At 41.1% G+C, this 20,177-nt stretch carries 17 protein-coding genes; 9 read left to right on the forward strand and 8 right to left on the reverse strand.

Going from position 1 to position 20,177, the window contains the following annotated elements; all coding sequences use genetic code 11:
* The gene (locus EGN73_RS09485; protein ID WP_219288740.1) at window positions 1-1,143 is read right to left on the reverse strand and encodes a cysteine desulfurase family protein; all 1,143 of its coding nucleotides are present in this window, start codon (window positions 1,141-1,143) and stop codon (window positions 1-3) included.
* A gap of 57 nt (window positions 1,144-1,200) precedes the next feature.
* On the opposite strand from EGN73_RS09485, the gene EGN73_RS09490 reads away from it, so the two are divergent.
* Complete coding sequence (locus EGN73_RS09490; RefSeq protein ID WP_219288743.1) at window positions 1,201-1,584, forward strand: hypothetical protein; 384 nt, start codon at window positions 1,201-1,203, stop codon at window positions 1,582-1,584.
* Between the two features lie 39 nt (window positions 1,585-1,623).
* On the opposite strand, the gene EGN73_RS09495 is transcribed toward EGN73_RS09490, so the two are convergent.
* Window positions 1,624-3,786: a xanthine dehydrogenase family protein molybdopterin-binding subunit gene (locus tag EGN73_RS09495; RefSeq protein WP_219288745.1), complete on the reverse strand. Its 2,163-nt coding sequence runs from the start codon at window positions 3,784-3,786 to the stop codon at window positions 1,624-1,626.
* Window positions 3,787-3,788: 2 nt separating this feature from the next.
* Window positions 3,789-4,247 (reverse strand): (2Fe-2S)-binding protein, encoded by a 459-nt coding sequence (locus tag EGN73_RS09500; protein WP_219288747.1) that lies wholly within the window; start codon window positions 4,245-4,247, stop codon window positions 3,789-3,791.
* Between the two features lie 212 nt (window positions 4,248-4,459).
* Between EGN73_RS09500 and EGN73_RS09505 the strand changes: the two genes are divergently transcribed.
* From EGN73_RS09505 to hrpB, 3 genes are all read left to right on the forward strand, one after another.
* Window positions 4,460-5,605 (forward strand): Gfo/Idh/MocA family protein, encoded by a 1,146-nt coding sequence (locus EGN73_RS09505; protein WP_219288749.1) that lies wholly within the window; start codon window positions 4,460-4,462, stop codon window positions 5,603-5,605.
* Window positions 5,606-5,655: 50 nt separating this feature from the next.
* On the forward strand, window positions 5,656-6,174 hold the full coding sequence (locus EGN73_RS09510; protein WP_219288751.1) for a DUF2911 domain-containing protein: 519 nt from the start codon (window positions 5,656-5,658) through the stop codon (window positions 6,172-6,174).
* An 81-nt stretch (window positions 6,175-6,255) separates the two neighbouring features.
* Window positions 6,256-8,739, forward strand: a complete 2,484-nt coding sequence (gene hrpB, locus EGN73_RS09515) for an ATP-dependent helicase HrpB (protein ID WP_246611528.1) — start codon at window positions 6,256-6,258, stop codon at window positions 8,737-8,739.
* Window position 8,740: 1 nt separating this feature from the next.
* Here hrpB and EGN73_RS09520 read toward each other — a convergent pair whose 3' ends face one another.
* Window positions 8,741-9,358, reverse strand: coding sequence for a hypothetical protein (locus tag EGN73_RS09520; protein ID WP_219288753.1), 618 nt, complete (start codon window positions 9,356-9,358; stop codon window positions 8,741-8,743).
* 32 nt (window positions 9,359-9,390) lie between these two features.
* The gene (locus EGN73_RS09525) at window positions 9,391-9,924 is read right to left on the reverse strand and encodes a HEAT repeat domain-containing protein (RefSeq protein ID WP_219288754.1); all 534 of its coding nucleotides are present in this window, start codon (window positions 9,922-9,924) and stop codon (window positions 9,391-9,393) included.
* Window positions 9,925-9,984: 60 nt separating this feature from the next.
* Between EGN73_RS09525 and EGN73_RS09530 the strand changes: the two genes are divergently transcribed.
* The 5 genes from EGN73_RS09530 (at window position 9,985) to EGN73_RS09550 (ending at window position 14,953) form a co-directional block, all read left to right on the forward strand.
* Window positions 9,985-10,701, forward strand: a complete 717-nt coding sequence (locus EGN73_RS09530; protein WP_219288756.1) for a hypothetical protein — start codon at window positions 9,985-9,987, stop codon at window positions 10,699-10,701.
* A gap of 57 nt (window positions 10,702-10,758) precedes the next feature.
* The gene (locus tag EGN73_RS09535) at window positions 10,759-11,373 is read left to right on the forward strand and encodes a hypothetical protein (protein WP_219288759.1); all 615 of its coding nucleotides are present in this window, start codon (window positions 10,759-10,761) and stop codon (window positions 11,371-11,373) included.
* A 131-nt stretch (window positions 11,374-11,504) separates the two neighbouring features.
* The gene (locus EGN73_RS09540) at window positions 11,505-13,388 is read left to right on the forward strand and encodes a CocE/NonD family hydrolase (RefSeq protein ID WP_219288762.1); all 1,884 of its coding nucleotides are present in this window, start codon (window positions 11,505-11,507) and stop codon (window positions 13,386-13,388) included.
* 61 nt (window positions 13,389-13,449) lie between these two features.
* Window positions 13,450-13,914, forward strand: coding sequence for a hypothetical protein (locus tag EGN73_RS09545; RefSeq protein ID WP_219288764.1), 465 nt, complete (start codon window positions 13,450-13,452; stop codon window positions 13,912-13,914).
* A 46-nt stretch (window positions 13,915-13,960) separates the two neighbouring features.
* Entirely contained in the window at window positions 13,961-14,953 is a 993-nt protein-coding gene (locus EGN73_RS09550) for a DNA topoisomerase IB (RefSeq protein WP_219288766.1), read from the forward strand.
* 36 nt (window positions 14,954-14,989) lie between these two features.
* On the opposite strand, the gene EGN73_RS09555 is transcribed toward EGN73_RS09550, so the two are convergent.
* The 3 genes from EGN73_RS09555 to EGN73_RS09565 form a co-directional block, all read right to left on the reverse strand.
* Window positions 14,990-15,256 (reverse strand): TrmH family RNA methyltransferase, encoded by a 267-nt coding sequence (locus EGN73_RS09555; protein ID WP_246611529.1) that lies wholly within the window; start codon window positions 15,254-15,256, stop codon window positions 14,990-14,992.
* Between the two features lie 65 nt (window positions 15,257-15,321).
* Entirely contained in the window at window positions 15,322-17,964 is a 2,643-nt protein-coding gene (locus EGN73_RS09560) for a DNA gyrase/topoisomerase IV subunit A (protein ID WP_219288768.1), read from the reverse strand.
* A 308-nt stretch (window positions 17,965-18,272) separates the two neighbouring features.
* Window positions 18,273-20,174: a DNA topoisomerase IV subunit B gene (locus EGN73_RS09565; protein WP_219288771.1), complete on the reverse strand. Its 1,902-nt coding sequence runs from the start codon at window positions 20,172-20,174 to the stop codon at window positions 18,273-18,275.
* Between the last annotated feature and the right edge of the window lie 3 nt (window positions 20,175-20,177).

The following is a 20,177-nucleotide window of genomic DNA, read 5'->3' on the forward strand; positions in this document are numbered from 1 at the left end:
TTAAGCTCTCAATGAAGCTATTGTTTCTTTGACATAAGCTATCGCAAAATCGACATCACTTTCAGTAGTAGTTATTCCCAAAGAAAATCTGACGGAAGCTTTTCCCAAGTCCGGGCTAATTCCCATAGCCTGTAACACATGGGAAGGTTTCGGTGAAATACTTGTACAGGCTGACCCTGAACTCACAGCCAATTCCTTATTCAGTTTTCTTAACAACTCCTCACCTTCCACACCTTCAAAGGAAATGTTGCTCACATGAGGAAGCCTATTGTTTTGACTGCTGTTCAATTTTGTTCCTTCAAGTTCTAAAATACCGCTTTCCAGTTTGTTTCGAAGAGATTCCAATCTTTTACTTTCATCCTTCATATTTTTCAAAGCCAAGCTTGCAGCGCTTCCAAGCCCAACAATGGCCGGAACCTGAAGTGTACCACTTCTGAAGCCTTTTTCATGACCACCTCCTTCTATCAAGGCTTTTGGTTTGGGAAGAGGATGATTGTGCCTGATGTACAGAGCTCCCACTCCTTTGGGTCCATAAAACTTGTGTGCGGATAGAGCCATCATGTGAATGTTCTTCGTAGAAACCGGGATTTTACCTACCGCCTGCACTGCATCTGTAAAAAAAATAATATCTCTTTCCTCAGCCAACATAGCTATTTCTTCCACAGGATGTATCACTCCCGTTTCATTGTTGGCCCACATGAGAGAGATCATTTTGGTATCAGGCTGTATGGCTTCTGCCAGCCCCTTTAGATCTACCATTCCCTCATTGTCTACAGGTAGATAGGTAACTTTTGCCCCTTTAGCCTCTATGCTCTTAAATGTATCCAAGACGGCTTTGTGTTCAGTCTTGCAGGTGATGTAATGCTGGTTTTGATTTGAATATTGTTCAAAAACTCCTTTTATGGCCAAATTGATGGATTCTGTGGCTCCGGAAGTGAATATGATCTCTTTGGGATTGGCACCTATCAATCGGGCTAGTTCTTCTCTGGCGGTTTCGACGGCATCCTCAGCCATCCAACCATAGGGATGACTCTTGCTGGAAGCATTTCCAAAATGGGTGGAAAAGTAGGGCAACATGTGTTCTACTACCTGAGGATGGCAAGGTGTAGTCGCATTGTAGTCAAAATAAATGGGGTATTTCATACTGGTTCTACAATTTAGCAAAGGAAATGTTTGGACATCATCAAGGAACAAAAATTTTTGTACCAGACAAAACGATTATATTTGGACATGCAGGAAAAATGGACATTTGAACTGAAAAGGACAGACTTGTATAATAATGTAGCCCAACTTCTGGATGATCTATTTACCCAACAAGGTCGTGATATGGGTATTTTTCTTTCCTACTATTTCAAAAAGGAAGGAGCTGTAGTGGAAAATGTAAGTTTACAGGATCTGGACCAACATGATAAATTATCAGGAAAAGTCACTGTTATTTTTGATGTGATACACTTCAATGCTTGTCTGAATATCCATGACAAGGGAAAAGACAAGATGGAGTTGGCTTACACTATAGATCCATCCAATCAAAGTCTTGTACTGACCGGTCCCTATTGGCCCGAAAGAGAAATGGATGAGTTATAAAAAAAGCCTTCCGGATTGTTTCGGAAGGCTTTTCTATTTTTAAACCCTTTTTATTTCCAGGTTGAATTCCGAAAATTCCTTTTGTTCTATAAAAGGTTGGGCCCTCAATCTTTTTCCTGTCGCCTTATAAATAGCGTTTGCAATGGCACCTCCAGTAGGTGGCAAAGCAGGCTCTCCAAGACCTGTTGGATCAATACCGTTATCAATATAATGTACATCGATTTCAGGTACTTCCTTCATTCTGATCAGTCTGTAGGTATCAAAGTTGGTCTGCTTGGGCAATCCATTGACAAAGGTCATGTTGGTAAACATGGCATGTCCCATTCCATCCACTATACCACCTCTCACCTGCTGATTGGCCCCAGTTGGATTGACAACAATACCGCAGTCCGTTACCGCAACAATCTTTTTGAGCACAGGTTGGTTGTTTTCCATTTCTATATTGGCTACCTGGGCCACATAAGACCTGTGGGAGAAGTAAACGCTGAATCCTTGCATGACATTGCTGTCTTTTCCCCAATTGGATTTTTCGGCAGCAGTTTCCACTACGGTTTTCATTCTGTCTACATCATAATGGATCTCTCCAACCGGATCTTTTTTGGCCCTATCCAACAATTCCAAGCGCAATTCAACAGGGTCTTTTCCTGCTTCCTGTGCGACTTCATCCAAGAATGACTGCTCTGCATATGCCAGGAAATTGGTGATAGGTGCTCTCCAGGCATTGGTTGTGATCGGGGATTTATGATCAATGGATTCGATTAATAAATTATCCACCGAACCTGAAGGGAAATTATTTTCCCTTGTGGTATTGCCAGCATTGATCCCGACACCTCTGAGTTTGTAGCCTGTCATCTTACCGTTTTCATCCAAGGCTGCCTGGAACTTATACCTTACAGCTGGGCGGTAAGCCCCTCCGGTCTGATCATCTTCCCTGCTCCAGGTTACTTTTACAGGCTTATCCAGGATTTTTGAAAGTTCTGCAGCTTCTACTACAAAATCCGCACGCAATCTCCTTCCAAATCCTCCTCCAAGCCTGGTAATCTCTACTGTTATGTTTTCTGTTGGTATATCAAGCAACTGGGCAGTTTCCATTCTGGCTCTATCCGGTGTTTGGGTTGGTCCCACAAGTTCTACCCTATCTCCTTTGACATGGGCAAAGAAATTCATAGGTTCCATCGGCGAATGAGAAAGGAAAGGACACTGGTACTCAGCAGTTACTACTTTGGCGGCTTTGCTGAATGCCTGGTCTACATTTCCGTCTTTTCGCATCACTTGGGCTTTTCCTTTTTCCATCAGTTCCCCAAATAGGCGCTCATGGTCTTCTGAGCTTTCCACGGTACCATCTGGTTCATATTCAATTTTCAGAAGTTTCTTGGCCTTCATCAATGGCCATGTAGACTCCCCTACTACTGCCACATTGTTTTTGAAAACAACCACATCGGTTACTCCCTGCACATTTTTGGCCGCACTGTCGTCTACAGATTTAATTTTCATGCCGAAGGGAGGTCTTTGAATCATGGCATTGACCATTCCTTCCCTGTACACATCCAATCCATAAAGAGGCTTTCCTGTAAACATCTCCTTATTTCGGACATTTTTTACAGGTGTACCTATGATTTTAAAATCCTTATAGTTTTTTAAGGGTACTTCCTCGGGAGCTGTAAGCTGGGCAGCATCATTGACCAAATCACCGTAAGCAATTTTCTTTCCGCTTCCCTTATGGATGACTTGGCCTTTTTCTGTGCTACATTCAGAAGCATCTACTTCCCATTTAGCTGCTGCAGCTGCCACTAATACGTGTCTGGCAGTGGCTCCAGCTTTTCTCAATCTTTCCCATGAATGAGGCATAGCTCCGGAGCCTCCGGTTACCTGTCTGTCATATTTGTCATTGTCCAGGTTTGCCTGAAAGACCCTGACTTTTTCCCAGTCTGCGTCCAGCTCTTCGGCTACCACCATAGGAAAAGAAGTCATGATGTTCTGTCCCAGTTCAGGATTTGGAGAATACATCACCACATCACCTGAAGGAGATATGGACAAAAAAGCATTGAAGTTATGGGCTTCCGAAAGGACCTCCTCGTCAGAGAGGACTTTCATTTTAGGTGAATCGCAGCCAGACCAATAAAACCCGATAAATAATCCCCCTGCAGCCGTACCGGCAACTTTGAGGAAATCCCGTCTGTTTGTTTTCATTAGTTCTGCCATAATTATTTGTTTTTAGCGGCATAAGCCACAGCTTCTCTGATTTTATGATATGTTCCACACCTGCACAAGTTCCTGTTCATGGCATCTTCGATTTCTGCCATGCTTGGTGAGGGATTTTTCTTAAGTAATGCCGACGCGGCCATGATTTGACCTGCTTGACAATAGCCACATTGTGCCACATCTATTTCATTCCAGGCTTTTTGAACAGGATGATCCCCGTCCTTAGACAGCCCTTCAATAGTCACCACTTCATCCGAACCTAAGCTGGATACCGGGAGCGTACAGGAAGGAACCGCATCTCCATTAACATGCACCATACAAGCGCCGCACTGGGCTATCCCACAGGAGTACTTGGTACCAACAAGACCCAAATGGTCTCTGAGTACCCATAATAAGGGAGTATCGTCTTCAACATCGACATTGAATGTCTCTCCGTTGATTTTTAGACTGTAGTTTGCCATTTTTATCTATTTGATGTTTTTGCAGAATTAATTTAAACAATATTTCAGGAGATGGTAAAGTTTTTAAGGGCTTTTTCAGGGATTCTTGATAAACTGTAAATATTGGTTTTAAATGGATTACCTTCTGTCTACTCCTTTTGTTTTCGGATTTATTAGATAATATCATTGGCTATATTTATTTTCACCATTCAAATCAAACCAGATAACCTAACATGAAAAAAATCAAAGCAGCAATTGTAGGCACAGGATTTATAGGACCTGCACACTTAGAAGCACTTAGAAGAATCCCATATGTAGAAGTCACTGCACTATGTGAAGTCAATATGGAACTGGCCCGCGCAAAGGCTGATATTTTAGGCATTCCAAATGCATATACTTTTGAGGAGATGCTTCAGCAAAAGGATATCGATGTAGTGCATATCTGTACCCCGAATTTTTTACATTACTCCCAATCCAAAGCGGCTTTAGAAGCCGGCAAACATGTAGTCTGCGAAAAGCCTTTGGCTACCAAAATTGAAGAAGCTGAAGAACTAGTGGCTTTAGCCAAAGAAACAGGTTTGGTCAATGCAGTACATTTCAACCTGCGCTATTACCCTATGGTCAGACAGATGAAGACCATGCGTGAAAATGGTGATCTGGGAGAAGTATACAGCATCATGGGTTCCTATCTTCAGGATTGGCTATTCCTAAAAACAGATTACAATTGGAGGTTGGAACCGGATAAGTCCGGAGATTCCAGGGCTATCGCAGATATCGGTTCCCACTTACTGGATCTTACCGAATATGTGACAGGCCTTAAGGTAACTGAAGTCATGGCTGATTTTTCTACAGTTCATAAAACCAGACTAAAACCTCTGAAAGCAATAGAAACCTATTCAGGAAAAATGTTGCAGGAATCAGATTATGAAGAAGTGCCTATCAATACCGAAGATCATGCTACTGTCATGCTTCGCTTTGACAATGGAAACAAAGGTTCTGTCACCGTTTCTCAGGTAAATGCAGGAAGAAAAAACAGGTTGAATATTGAGATTGCAGGTTCAAAGTCCAACTATGAGTGGTGCAGCGAGAAGCCTAATGAGCTATGGATCGGAAAAAGAGAGTCTGCCAATCAGCACCTGATGAAAGATCCTTCCCTTTTCACTCCTGAGGCCGCTGGACTGATCAGCTTCCCTGGAGGACATAATGAAGGATTCCCGGACACTTCCAAGCAAATGTTCAAAGAGGTCTATGCGGCCATAAGAGAAGGAAAGCAACCAGATGAGCCTAGTTTCCCGACCTTCGAAGATGGACATAGGGAACTTTTGATTTGTGAAAGGATTATTGAAAGCCACAGGAAACAATCCTGGGTAAAAATTTGATTTTGATGAGAAATGATTATTTTAGGAGTCAAATCAAATTCAAAATAACCATGAAAAATAGAACCAATTTTATTGCTGCCGGCATTTTATCTTTTTTGCTGGTATTTTCAGGAGTTGCTATTGCTCAAAATCAAGAAAGAGTAAGTCCTCCCAGGACAGCTTCTGGTACAGTAGCTGGATCGGAGATCACCATCAACTACTCAAGCCCAGCAGTTAATGGCAGACAAGTTTGGGGAGTATTGGTGCCTTTGGGTGAAATTTGGAGAGCAGGGGCCAATGAGGCCACTACTTTTGAAACCAGCAAAGATATCAAAGTGCAGGGCAAAGAGCTTCCAGCTGGAAAGTACAGCCTATTCCTTATTCCGAATGAAGGTGAATCGACTTTGATTTTCAACAAAGACACTGGTCTTTGGGGAACCAATAACTATGACAGCAGCAAAGATGCCCTGAGGGTGAATATCCCTGCAAGCCAGACTGCTACTTTGGAAGAAAGACTTGTCTATGAAGTGAAACCTGACGGAGTAGAAATGAGATGGGAATACGGTAGAGGCTTCTTTAAAATTGATTAATATTTATTGAATAAATGCTTTAGACCGCTGTGAATTAAGTTTTCACAGCGGTTTTTTATTTACTTTTGGAAAAAAATTCTTTTGAAAATTAATTATTCGCAATTCAACTTACCGGTATCCGATATATTGGATAAAGTCAAGCTGACCTGCCAAAACCAAAATACACTGATTGTCACAGCTCCTCCAGGTGCCGGAAAAAGTACGCTTTTACCACTTGCTTTGTTAGAGGAGGATTTTTTGCAAGGAAAAAAAATCCTAATGCTCGAGCCAAGAAGGTTGGCTGCTAAAAGCATTGCATTGAGAATGTCTGAAATGCTGGGCGAAAAAGTGGGAGAAACTGTAGGATACAGGATCAGATTTGAACATAAAGTCTCTTCTAATACAAGGCTAGAAGTACTGACCGAAGGTATTCTGACAAGAATGCTACATCAGGACAATGCTTTGGAAGGTGTAGGCCTGGTGATCTTCGATGAGTTTCATGAACGAAATATCCATGCAGATCTGGCCATGGCTCTGTGCCGAGAATCACAGCTAATATTAAGGCCTGATCTGAGGATTTTGGTTATGTCTGCTACATTGGACATGCCATCACTTGCCGAATTGCTCCAAGCTCCTGTACTGGTAAGTGAAGGGCGTATTTATCCTGTTGAAATCAAATACACTGGTGATTTCGATATATATTCCCTTCCTGAATCTGTAAGTCAGGTCATTTTAAAAGCGGCATCAGAAAATGAAGGAGATATCCTGGTCTTTTTACCCGGTCAGGGTGAGATCAAGAAAACAGAAGCCCTGCTTAAAAATAAACTGAGAAATTTTGCCATCCATCCACTTTTTGGACAACTCTCTCCTACCGCCCAGTTTCAGGCCATCATGCCCAGAAAAGACGGAAAAAGAAAGGTTGTACTGGCAACATCAATTGCTGAAACCAGTCTTACCATTGAGGGTATCAAAGTGGTGGTAGATTGCGGGTTTGGAAAAAGATCCAAATTCAATCCGAGGTCAGGCTTGAGCAGACTGGAAACTGTGGCAATTTCCAAAGATTCTGCCGACCAAAGAGCCGGAAGAGCAGGACGTTTGGGACCTGGGCTGTGCTACAGAATGTGGTCTAGAGCTACTCATGACAGACTTGAGGAGTTCAGGGTTCCGGAAATCCAAGAAGCCGATTTGGCCCCTTTAGTATTGGATCTGGCGCATTGGGGAGTGGATAAAATAGAAAATCTGACCTGGCTATCACCCCCGCCAAGTGGATCACTGGCTCAGGCCTATGAACTATTGGAACAATTGGATGCTACCCAAAACGGCAAACTTACAGCACATGGGAAAAGTATCCATAAAATCCCTGCCCATCCCAGAATTGCCCACATGCTCTTTAAGGCCAAAGAACTCGGATTGGTTTCATTGGCTTCTGACATTGCGGCATTATTGGAAGAAAGAGATCCTCTCAACCCGGAGATGGGCGTAGATATCAATCTCCGAATAGAAGCACTCCGCAGGGCAAGGAAAGAAGGATTATCTATCAAAGGGATCAGAAAACTGGAGAAAATAGCTTCCCAGTATAGAAAAATACTGGTCAATGAACCCGAATATAATGGACCTGTGGACCCTTTTGAAAGTGGACTATTGATTGCCTATGCGTATCCGGAAAGGATTGCTTCAGCGAGACCGGGAAACAATGCGCAGTTCCAGTTGGCCAATGGCAAACTGGCCATGATGGGCCATAGGGATGACCTGGCACACGAATCTTGGCTGGCCATCTCACACATTGACGAAAGGGATGGAATGGGCAAGATTTTTATGGCCTCCCCTATTAATCCAAGTGATCTCAAACCCTTATTGAAAGAAAAGAAAGTGGTCAGGTGGGACAAACAAAAGGAGGAATTTTTGGCCCATAAGGTATTAGGAATCGGTTCAATTGTTTTGAGATCCTCTCCTATCTCTGATATAAATCAAAGTGAAAAAGTAAATGCAATCATTCCTATCATCCGAAATGATTTGCAAAGGTACCTCGCTTGGAACGAAAACGTAACCCAACTTATCAACCGGATTGAACTCATCAATAAAACCCATGACAATTTGCTTCCTAAAGTAAATGAAGACTGGATAAAAATTCATCTGGAAAATTGGCTTGGTCCTTACCTGAGCAATGTGAAAAGCAAGGATGATTTAAAAAAGCTGGAAATTGACTCAATTTTAAAGAACAGCTTGAGCTTTGAACAACAGAAATTACTGGAAGAGTATACACCGTTAAAAATCATGGTTCCCAGTGGTAGTCAAATTAAGATCGACTACAGGGAAGATGCTCAGCCTCCCATTCTTTCGGTAAGACTACAAGAGGTATTTGGATGGATGGAAACTCCTAGTATCAATCAAGGGAAAACCCGCCTTTTACTACATCTTCTTTCTCCGGGATTCAAACCTGTTCAGGTTACTTCAGACTTGAGAAGTTTCTGGAGCAATACCTATTTTGAGGTGAAGAAAGACTTAAAAAGACGTTATCCAAAACATTCTTGGCCTGAAGATCCATTTCAGGCAGAAGCTGTCCGGGGTGTAAGAAAAAGGAATTGAATCAAACGTGTTCCAAATAATCGATCAAATTGATAAAGCAGGCAAGATTGAACGGAGTTACTTGTTTTTCATTGAGCATGGCCAAGTAGGTATTCTTCATTTCATCGAAGGCATCCGGATTATAGAATTTGGCTAGAGTGATTCCCCTTGCCGACCTGTAAGTAAAGTTTTGGGTTACAATCGGGGTACCTGTGTCTTCATTGAAATAATATTCAAGGTTTTTCCCATTTGAAAACTTGTCCAAGAAATGAAATCCTTTTTTGACTAAAAAATCTTCAGCAGTCTCTATAACACTGCCCAGTTCATTGTCATTTTCAACCAAAAATCTTCTGGGTAATTCATCAGAAATTCTATCCATAGTCTCGACCAAGGTGATACTTCTCTCTTTATAATCTCCAAGTGAAGGAAGAAACTTATGAACTATATTTTCAATTTTATCATAGCGGATTCCCAAATGATACTCAAGGTAAGAGACATCTTCGTGTTGGGTATAGTGAAAAAACACCATTTGCCTACCCTCTTCAAATGTTTTGGTATAATGCAGGGACCTATTATCTAATCTGAACCCAAAATCGGCCAGAAAATCCTCGTGAAGCAATATTACATCCCTGAATTTCATATACTTACCTAACTTACCCTGTTTATTAAATGTTATTCGTTTTCGGAAAAAATTTGTTTGATTTCTTCCATCATTTCTTCCACTTCTGATCTTTTGATTTCAAATTCCTCTGAATTCTGATCTATGTTGTTTTTGAAATGATTCCAATGTTTTTCCAACTTCTTCAAAACCCGTGGAGTCAGTTCAAATTCTACTGTATCCAATAGTTCTTTGGCAAGCGCTGATGTCTTGAAATTCCCGAATAGATAAAGTCTGAAAAGATCTACAAACTTTTCTGAAAGATCATATCCCTCCAAGGTCTGCACAAAGCTCCCATTTCTCAATTGATTCTCTCTCCTGTGTATTACTTCGAAGAGATGGTCGAGTGCCGGTTGATTATCTTGAATTTTACCCAAAGCTCGTGCTGCAAGCTGGGCATTTTCATAATTTTCCGACTTAAGGATTTCAATCAGTTTATCAATAACTTCCTGATTTCCTATCTTTGAAAGCTTATCTGCATACAAGTAGGCCTCTTTCTCTTGGGGGTCACACATGCGTGTAAGAAGTTGGTCTATTGTGGTCTGCATAGTCAGGTCTGCTAATATCAAAAATAAGACCACAATGATTCATGAAAGAAAAAATATGTGATGGAAAGAGTATTTCTTAGCGATGAAAATGCCATTGATCTTTTTAAAGAACTGTGTTCCAAAGATTTCAGGTTTGAATATATTGAATCAAAAAGGAAAATATTTTTTAAAACAGGGGAAAATGAGAACGGCTTGAGTATCCGCTTACCATTAGGGCTGGAGTACCAAAATAATAGTCAAAGTCTGGCCAAAAAAGACTTTCTCAATTATATTCTCTTAATGATACGGTCTGGTCAGGCTTCAATGGGTTTTTTCGAAAATGGAGAGTTGATGGATCATAAGGTTTTCAGGGCCTATATGGTCCGTCAAAAACAGGGGAAAAGTCAGATCAAACACCTGAAAACAAAAGGAAAATCAAGAGCGGGTTCGAGAGTTAGACTGGCCGAAACTTTGGAGTTTTTTGAGGCGATCAATACCCGTTTACAATCTTACTTTTCTGAGTATCGAATCGATCTGATCGGTCTCAGCTGTGCCACCACATTAATTCCTTACCTGTTTCGAAGCAAAGTTGAAACTCCCTTTCCTAAAGATGACCAAAGATTGATAAAGATTCCTAAACATATAGACACACCTTCTTACGAAGCACTGTTGGTCACACATGATTTTTTAAATAAAACAGAAGTAGAAGTCTTTTCGGATGAATTTGAAACAATTTTTAAATTATTGATAAATAATAATTTACAACATCCCAGTGAAAATAAGGATGAAGACTGGTGATGATTTCCAGAATTGGAACGATTTATGATCAATTGGCCTGAAAACCTGTAGATTAACATGAAGCATTGCTTATTCCTCTTTCCGATTTTCTTACTTTTCATACTTTTTACCCCTGAGGCTAATGCCCAAAGGTATGGAACAGCTGCCGGAATCAGGATGGGCAGCAATGATTACAGCAGGACTTTTGGGCTTACTGCCCAGCAGAGAGTTCTTAAACATGTAACTTTAGAGGGAATCGTACAAAGTGATTTTTCCAGAAATACCACTTTCCACCTTTTAGTAGAAAGGCACCGTCCCATAATATCCAAAAGGTTCAATTATTATTATGGAGCTGGAATGTCTTCAGGATGGGAAGAAAGCAGGTACAATGATCCTGAAACCAGGCAGGTAGTACATACCTACGGTAATCCGACTACGGGCATTGACCTGATTGCAGGCATAGAAATGACCGTACTGAATACAGTAATCTCTCTAGATTACAAACCAAATGTTAACCTTGCCGGCAGAAATGAGTTTTATAGAGGACAGGTGGGGATTTCCGCCAGAACTGTTTTGGTCAAAAGTAAGGAACAGAATAAACGTAAAAGACAAAGGGCCAGAGCCAAGAGGAAAAAGAACAATGATACTTTTGGGGACAAATTGAAAAATACTTTCAATTTCAAAAACCACTGACAATAATTCACTGAGTTTTCAAATTAGCCGTCTATCAAAAAATCACCCAAATGCCTTCAGGGAATTTGGGTGATTTTTTATTCTTCAGATAGATTGTTTATTTTTCTAGTTCATATAAAAAACCCTGAAATATGACCCAAAAAAGACTTACACTTCTCCTTGTTTTCACCTGCTTTTTTCATAGCTGGACTTTTGGACAGGAAAAGAGTGTATTAGATCAGCTCCATGAAGTAGCTGTAGTAGACCAAAAAGTCATGATGCCTATGCGGGATGGGGTGAGACTTTCTACGGACATTTATCGCCCAAAAACAGACGATCCTGTACCTATTGTATTTTCCAGAACACCCTACCAATTCAATTCCTACAGCAATGGGGAACTGGTCACAAGACACATGGAAACTGCGCTTGAGTATGTTAAGAGAGGCTATGCCTATGTCATCCAAAATGAAAGAGGCCGCTTTTTTTCGGAAGGCGACTGGGACATTTTGGGGGTACCCCTCACAGATGGGTATGATGCCTTTGAATGGATGTCTTCACAGCCTTGGAGCAATGGAAAAATAGGAACCATAGGATGTTCTTCCACCGCGGAGTGGCAGATGGCTGTGGCTTCCTTAGAGCATCCAGCTCATACCGCTTTGGTGCCTCAGGGTTTCGGAGCCGGGGTAGGAAGAATTGGCAATTACTATGAGCAGGGCAATTGGTATCGAGGTGGTGCTGGTCAAATGCTGTTTACTTCTTGGCTATATGGAACTCAGCACGATCCTATGGCACCAAAACTACCTAAGGGAATTGCTCAAGAAGATTTATTGCGCTTGCAGAAATTTTATGACATGGCTCCCCGATACCCAAGAGTAGATTGGGCTGAGGCCTTAAGTCACCTTCCTGTTAAAGACATTATCCAAAATGTAAACGGTCCAAAGGGAATTTATGAGGAAATGATTACCAGAAAGCCCAATGATCCGAAATGGTATGAGGGAGGTCTCTTTCATGATGATATGGATTTCGAAAAACCAGCCTTTTGGTTTGTGTCATGGTATGACGTAGCCAGTAGCCCCAATCTTGCCATGTTCAATCACATTAGAGAAAATGCCCAAACGGAAACCGGAAAAAACAACCAATACCTTATCATCGCCCCTACCCTTCATTGTGCCTTTCTAAGAGCGACGGAAAACACTATTGTTGGAGAAAGAAGCATGGGAGATGCAAGGCTTCCCGATCCGCAGATTACTTTTAAGTGGTTTGACTATTGGCTCAAAGGTGAGCAGAACAATATTCTGGAAGATATGCCTAAGGTCTCCTATTTCACTATGGGCACCAATGAGTGGCAAACTTCTGATACTTGGCCCCCAAAGGAAGCTAAAATGGAAACCTACTATTTAAATTCCAAAGGAAATGCCAATACACGAAACGGGGATGGAATATTGGCCAGCAAAAAGCCCGGAAGGGACAATCCTGATTCTTTCCAGTATGACCCTATGGATCCGGTACCTTCTTATGGTGGAAATGTGTGCTGTACAGGCAATGCTGTACAGGGTGGTGCATTTGACCAACAGGAAATGGAGCTCAGGGATGACATTCTCGTCTACACTTCAGAACCACTTCAGGAGGGCATAGAAGTCAGTGGATTTATTGAAGCTACACTTTACCTGTCTTCGGATGTGAAAGATACTGACCTGACCATAAAATTGATCGACGTGTATCCTGATGGAAAAGCCTATAACCTGGACGAAACTATCCAAAGAGTCCGTTATCGTGAAGGATACGAAGAAGAGGTCTTTATGGAAGAAGGTAAAGTGTATGAAGTAAACATGACTCCGATGTCCACTTCTAATTACTTCCAAAAAGGCCATCGCATCAGAATTGAAGTTTCAAGTTCCAATTTCCCGAGGTTTGACCGTAACATGAACACGGGCGGAAACAATTATGATGAAACTGAAGGTGTAGTCGCCACCAATAAAATCCACCATTCCAGCAGGTATCCAAGTCAAATAAAATTACCTGTTGTAAGGAAATAATATGTTTTTGCTCCTGGGCTAATCACTGCCCGGGAGCATTTTGCAAAATCTCATATACATAATGAACAGGTACCTTCTAATTGCCGGAATTCTCACATTTATTGTTGCCCTCACTCATGTGGGGATAGTAATAGGTGGGCCTGATTGGTACCGGTTTTTTGGAGCCGGTGAGATGATGGCACAACAGGCCGAGCAAGGATTATTAGAGCCTATAGTTGTAACCCTGTCCATAGCCTTCATTTTGGGGATTTGGACAATATATGCTTTTGCCGGAGCAGGATTACTACCTTATCTACCATACCAAATGGGAATATTGAAAGCTATTTGCGGTATTTTTTTGTTCAGAGGAATAGTGGGAATTCCTTTAGTAATACTCGTTGATCACCCTTACCTAAACGAACTTCATGAAAAAATGACTTTTATGATTATAAGTTCACTGATTTGTTTGCTGTTTGCCTTGCTATACTTTTTAGGCATTAGAAATATGAAAAACCACAAAGTCGGCACGAGTTTGGAAAACAATTGAAATACATTCAAACTTTAAATGTTGGTTCAATTACTTTTTCCAAAAGATGGCATGCAAACAAATCAATGATGATTCACTATGTATCCTGCGCAAAAAACGGGGGCGTGGCTTCGCATATTTAGATGATAAAGGTCAAAAAATCCAAAGTAAGAAGATTTTGGAAAGGATAAAAGCCTTGGTCATTCCGCCAAACTGGAGAGAAGTCAAAATCTGTGATCTGGACAATGGACATATTCAGGCAGTAGGCAGAGATGAAAAAGGTCGGAAACAATACATCTATCATCCTGATTGGTCGGCCGAACGACAAAAAGAAAAATACTCCAGACTACATGATTTTGGCAAGTCCCTACCCAAGCTGAGGAAAAAAGCTTACGAAGACCTCGAAGCTAAAACCTGGACTAAAGAAAAAGTACTTGGCTTGATCATAGCAGTTTTGGATGAAACCGGAATCAGAATAGGAAGTCGGCAATATGAAAAAAGTAACAAAACTTACGGCCTGACCACCCTAAGGAGAAAGCATCTTGATATTAAGGGTGAGTCTTTGAGGTTTATATTTAAAGGAAAAAGTAACATTGAAAGAACCGTAAGCATAGAGGATAAAGAGTTGATCAGCTATATCAAAGAATCAGCAGAATTGCCCGGTTATGAACTATTCAGGTTTGAGGATGATGAAGGAAAGTATTCCAACATTGACAGCTCAGATGTCAATGAGTACATTTCTGAGGCTATCGGTGAGGGGTTTTCAAGTAAAGACTTCCGAACTTGGGTGGGAAGCCGTCTATGCATCGAGCTTTTTCCCGAAGCAGTCAGAGAATTTGAATCATCCGGAAAAAAGAAATTGGAGAACTTTCTTTTGGAAATGGTTTCCTGTGAATTGGGAAACACGCCCTCTATCTGTAGAGACTATTATATACATCCGCTTCTAATGCGAAAAATAGAGGCGGATGAATTTCCCAATTCTAATAGATTTAAAGACAGCAAGGAAAAATATGAGTTAAGTGCCTCGGAAAAATTACTGCTGAAACTGTTAGGTACCTGAGATCACTGATCTTCCAGTTTTTTTAAAAATTCCTTTTCATGAATCTTCACCTGCTTGACCAATCCTCTGTACCATTTTGATCTTATAGGAGTTTTCCTTTTCTATCACATAGATATCCTGAAGTCCAAAGCAATCAGCTGTTCTAAGAACGGCTGATGCATTGTGTGGCTTGTATATATTTTCCAAAACTACCATAAAATACCTCGTCCTGAGAGATAGTACTTCTTCCATTCGCTGAATTTTATGGGGAGTAATAAACCCCTTCAGGTATTCTAAAAAAGCAACTTCAGTTTTACTTGACATGTAAAATATATTCAAGAGCCAACCATTTTCATGGATACGCTTGAGAACCTAAGGATTAACCGGAATCAGAAAAGTCCAAGTTGGTCTTTATCTTCTTCTTCTTTTTTAACTTTGAACTCAACAGTGGTACCCACCTCTATGCTCTCATCATTGGCGTCTAAAGCATTTGAATCATCAGTGGATTGTTGAACGGATGATTCTGGAGTCTCAGGTTCGCTATCCAATAAGGCCAAAGAAATTACTTCATGTGATGAAAGTTTATTTCCTATTGCTTTCCAGCCTTTGACATCGATCAGCATATCCAAATCATATTCCTGCTCTTCGTCGACATTTCCTTTTTTAAGGACAGCTTTGACCTGAGGTTGCTTTTCTGTGGAGACCACCTTCAGTTCAGAGTTTTTATGGTCAGAAATGACATTAAACTTCTTGTTCATCGTAGTCGTCTCTATCAGGAATCGCTTGACAAAGTGCGTCTTGCTTCCACCATCATAATAAATACAGGATACAACTTTTTGAGGGTCAAACTTTTGTATCAAAAGGACATTAGAGGCTTCATACCTATTGGTAAGCTCAAACGATGTCAGTTCGTAATCCCCATTTTTGTAAAAAACAATGATTTTATCATCTCCCAAGAAGTTGCCTATCAGCTTACCCCTCTCATCAGTATTCAATCTTCCAATTACAGGATCATAATACACATCAAGGCCACCCAAAGTTGAGACGCCTTCCATTTTGAGCTGGATTTTTCTTACAGGATATTTGGTAAGGATGTTACCTCCTGCATTTCTTCCTTTGATTTCAATGGTAGCAAAATCAAAATCAAACACCTTTATCCTCGCTTTCGCTCCTTGCGTAAGGTACACGGTAATGATTTCAGCCTCTCCGTTAGGATTTGCTGTAAGGTACATCACCTTCGAGCCTTTGGTTCCCTTGGTAAGGTCGTATTCACGGTCTCGTGTCACGGCCAATACCTGAAAACGCTTGACCATAGCTCTGCCCGATCCTCCATCCAGATAAATCAGGTTGTACACCATGCGCTCATCGCCTTTTCTGAAAACAGCCACATGCAGAATGTCCTTGCCTACAAATCCTTTTTCCTGGATTCTGGTCACCACACATTTTCCGTCTCTCCGAATGACGATGATATCATCCAGATCCGAACAATCGCATACAAACTCATCTTTCTTGAGGCCATAACCTACAAATCCATCTGCCCTGTTTACATACAGTTTGGCATTGTTGGCAGCTACTACCGTTGCTTCTATGGTATCAAAAGCCCTGATTTCAGTCTTTCTCTCTCTTCCTTTTCCATATTTGGAAAGTAGGTTTTCATAATACTTAATGGCAAATTCATTCAGGTGTTTGAGGTTGTAATTGACCTCTTTGAGTTCCTCTTGAAGCTTGCGCATCAGTTCATCCGCTTTGAAAGCATCAAATTTGGAAATTCTTTTGATCCTTATTTCTGTAAGCCGGATAATATCATCTGTGGTAATTTCCCTATAAAAATCAGGTTTGAAAGGATCAAGGCCTCTGTCTATTGTTTCTATCACAGACTCCCATGTGGTACACTCTTCTATATCCCTGTAAATCCTGTTTTCAATGAATATTTTTTCCAGAGAGGAGAAAAGCAGTTTTTCCATCAATTCCGCTTTTCTGATTTCCAGCTCTCTTTTGAGCAATGCCTTGGTCTGCTTGGTATTGTACTGCAAAATATCATTGACTGTAAGGAAAACAGGTTTGTCGTCAATGATCACACAAGCGTTAGGAGAAATACTCACCTCACAGTCAGTAAAGGCATACAGGGCATCAATGGTCATATCCGGAGATTGGCCAGGCGCCAGCTGAATCTGTATCTCTACATCCTTAGCGGTGTTGTCCACCACTTTTTTGATCTTTATTTTACCCTTATCGTTGGCTTTGATAATGGAATCTATGAGGGAATTGGTAGTGGTCCCAAAAGGAATATCCTTGATCAGGAGTGTTTTGCTGTCCTCTTCCTCTATTCTGGCCCTTACTTTGACCCGGCCACCTCTAAGGCCTTCATTGTATTCCGAAAAATCTGCCAGTCCACCAGTTGGGAAATCAGGAAGCACATTGGTCTTTTCACCTTTCAGAATAGCAATAGATCCCTCGATCAACTCGCAGAAATTGTGCGGAAGAATCTTAGTCGATAGCCCCACGGCGATACCTTCTACGCCCTGAGCCAGGAGCAATGGGAATTTTACAGGTAGAGTAATGGGTTCTCTTTTACGGCCATCATATGATAGTTGCCATTCTGTCGTCTGTGGATTGAAGACCACCTCCAAAGCAAACTTAGACAACCTTGCCTCAATGTATCTTGCTGCCGCGGCAGAGTCTCCTGTACGAATGTCTCCCCAGTTACCCTGGGTCTCTATCAAAATATCCTTCTGTCCTAGATTTACAATGGCATCTCCAATTGAAGCATCACCATGGGGATGGTACTGCATAGACTGTCCGATGATATTGGCGACCTTATTAAAGCGGCCATCATCCATTTCTTTCATGGCATGTAAAATCCTGCGTTGAACAGGTTTCAATCCATCCTCAATAGCCGGAACAGCCCTTTCCAAGATCACATAGGAAGCATAGTCCAAAAACCAATCCTTGTACATCCCAGTCACTGGAATGGAATCATGCAAACTTTCGTCCTGTTCTTCAGGGTTGATATTATTGTTATTATCGCTCATGCTTGATTAATATTGATCGAGACTATTTGTTTTATAATTAACTGCCTGTAAAGCCATATTTGAAACAAATTCTCTATCGGGAAGATATTCAATTGATACTTGACTGATATTAGGATATTTACCGATCTGATTCCGGAAATTAAGCTGATTTCCACTCATTACAAACATCATTGGAGAACTGTACATTCTTTTCGAGTTAAACCAGATTCAATAGTCTTTTAAGATTAAAATAGTTTTCCATTTCCAAAGTTTTAAATCTTCTCCACATTAAAGACCTGTCTTTTGATAAATTCTCTGCTACTTCAAACCTAAGCTGCTTCACTTTCTTCTTCCTCACCGGATTTTTTTGCAGGGTCATCAAAAACAATGTCCTTTTCAATCTTGAGATTATCAATGATAAAGTTCTGACGGTCAGGAGTATTTTTACCCATATAGAATCCCAGTAGATCCGCAATTTTGGTCTCTTTGCTCAGGATAATAGGATCTAATCGAATGTCTTCACCGATAAACTTTCCGAACTCTTCCGGAGAGATCTCACCAAGCCCTTTGAAACGGGTAATCTCAGCAGACTTGCCCAATTTATGAATGGCCCTCTGCCTTTCTTCATCGGTATAGCAATAGATGGTTTCCTTTTTATTTCTCACCCTAAACAAAGGGGTATCCAAGATGAAAAGGTGACCGTTTTTCACCAGATCAGGAAAGAATTGCAGAAAATAGGTCATGATGAGCAAGCGAATGTGCATGCCATCCACGTCAGCATCCGTTGCAATTACTATTTTTCTGAAACGTAGTCCTTCTATCCCATCTTCAATGTTCAGGGCATGCTGAAGCAAGTTAAATTCTTCATTTTCATAGACCACCTTTTTGGTCATTCCATAGCAATTCAGTGGTTTTCCTCTCAACGAAAATACAGCCTGCGTCTGCACATCTCTTGATTTGGTAATAGAACCGGATGCAGAATCCCCCTCCGTAATAAACAGCATGGTCCTGCCTTTGATGTCCTCATCTGCTTTGGGATCATCATAGTGAACCCTGCAGTCTCTCAGCTTTTTGTTATGTAGATTGGCCTTTTTGGCCCTTTCATTGGCCAGTTTCTTTATACCTGAAATCTCTTTTCTCTCTCTTTCGGACTGCAAAATTCTTTTGAGGAGTGCATCTGCCACAGAAGGATTCTTATGCAGGTAATTGTCAAGTTCCGTTTTGACAAAATCATTCACAAAAGTCCTCAAGGTCGGGCCATCTGGTCCCACACTTTGCGAACCCAGCTTTGTTTTGGTCTGGGATTCAAAAACAGGTTCCTGAACCCTCACAGCAATGGCACCTACAATACTTTGCCTGATATCTGAAGCATCATAATCCTTTTTGAAAAATTCTCTGACCGTCTTTACTATTGCTTCCCTGAATGCAGCCAAGTGAGTACCACCTTGGGTGGTGTACTGTCCGTTTACAAAAGAATAGTACTCTTCCCCATATTGATTGCTATGGGTAAGGGCCATTTCTATATCGTTTCCTTTGAGATGAATAATTGGATAACGAATGGTATCTTCATCGACTTTTCTCCACAAAAGATCATAAAGTCCTCTTTCAGAGAAATATTTTTTGCCGTTAAAATTGATCGTCAGTCCGGAATTGAGGAAGGCATAATTCCAGATTTGGTTTTCCAGATACTCCGGGATAAAATGGTAATTTTTAAATACAGATGCATCAGGCACAAAGATGATCTTGGTTCCGTTTCTGTCAGAAGACTTTTCGATTTTACGGTCTTCTTTGAGAATACCCTTTTCGAACTCCGCTACTTTGGTTTCCCCGTCCCTATAGGATTGTACCTTAAAGTAATCAGATAGCGCATTTACCGCTTTGGTACCGACGCCATTTAGACCAACTGATTTCTGGAAAGCTCCGGAATCATACTTGCCACCGGTATTGATTTTGGATACGCAGTCTATGACCTTTCCCAGTGGAATGCCACGTCCATAATCCCTAACTTCAACTTTGTGCTCAGAGATTTTGATGTCTATGGTCCTGCCATAGCCCATCATGTGCTCATCTATACTGTTGTCAAGAACTTCCTTAACCAAGACATAAATCCCATCATCCTGGGCACTTCCATCACCCAATTTTCCTATATACATACCCGGCCTCAACCTGATATGTTCCCTCCAGTCGAGAGATTTGATACTGTCTTCGGTATATTGTACGTTATCTGCCATTTT

Origin of the sequence: Arthrospiribacter ruber (genome assembly GCF_019343195.1) — a bacterium.
GTDB classification, from domain to species: domain Bacteria; phylum Bacteroidota; class Bacteroidia; order Cytophagales; family Cyclobacteriaceae; genus Arthrospiribacter; species Arthrospiribacter ruber.

Bases quoted from the DNA above. Each gene is read 5' to 3' on its own strand.
- EGN73_RS09485 (WP_219288740.1), bottom strand. From the start codon at position 1,143: ATGAAATACCCCATTTATTTTGACTACAATGCGACTACACCTTGCCAT.
- EGN73_RS09495 (WP_219288745.1), bottom strand. From the start codon at position 3,786: ATGGCAGAACTAATGAAAACAAACAGACGGGATTTCCTCAAAGTTGCC.
- EGN73_RS09500 (WP_219288747.1), bottom strand. From the start codon at position 4,247: ATGGCAAACTACAGTCTAAAAATCAACGGAGAGACATTCAATGTCGAT.
- EGN73_RS09505 (WP_219288749.1), top strand. From the start codon at position 4,460: ATGAAAAAAATCAAAGCAGCAATTGTAGGCACAGGATTTATAGGACCT.
- EGN73_RS09510 (WP_219288751.1), top strand. From the start codon at position 5,656: ATGAAAAATAGAACCAATTTTATTGCTGCCGGCATTTTATCTTTTTTG.
- EGN73_RS09520 (WP_219288753.1), bottom strand. From the start codon at position 9,358: ATGAAATTCAGGGATGTAATATTGCTTCACGAGGATTTTCTGGCCGAT.
- EGN73_RS09525 (WP_219288754.1), bottom strand. From the start codon at position 9,924: ATGCAGACCACAATAGACCAACTTCTTACACGCATGTGTGACCCCCAA.
- EGN73_RS09530 (WP_219288756.1), top strand. From the start codon at position 9,985: ATGGAAAGAGTATTTCTTAGCGATGAAAATGCCATTGATCTTTTTAAA.
- EGN73_RS09535 (WP_219288759.1), top strand. From the start codon at position 10,759: ATGAAGCATTGCTTATTCCTCTTTCCGATTTTCTTACTTTTCATACTT.
- EGN73_RS09540 (WP_219288762.1), top strand. From the start codon at position 11,505: ATGACCCAAAAAAGACTTACACTTCTCCTTGTTTTCACCTGCTTTTTT.
- EGN73_RS09545 (WP_219288764.1), top strand. From the start codon at position 13,450: ATGAACAGGTACCTTCTAATTGCCGGAATTCTCACATTTATTGTTGCC.
- EGN73_RS09550 (WP_219288766.1), top strand. From the start codon at position 13,961: ATGGCATGCAAACAAATCAATGATGATTCACTATGTATCCTGCGCAAA.
- EGN73_RS09555 (WP_246611529.1), bottom strand. From the start codon at position 15,256: ATGTCAAGTAAAACTGAAGTTGCTTTTTTAGAATACCTGAAGGGGTTT.
- EGN73_RS09560 (WP_219288768.1), bottom strand. From the start codon at position 17,964: ATGAGCGATAATAACAATAATATCAACCCTGAAGAACAGGACGAAAGT.
- EGN73_RS09565 (WP_219288771.1), bottom strand. From the start codon at position 20,174: ATGGCAGATAACGTACAATATACCGAAGACAGTATCAAATCTCTCGAC.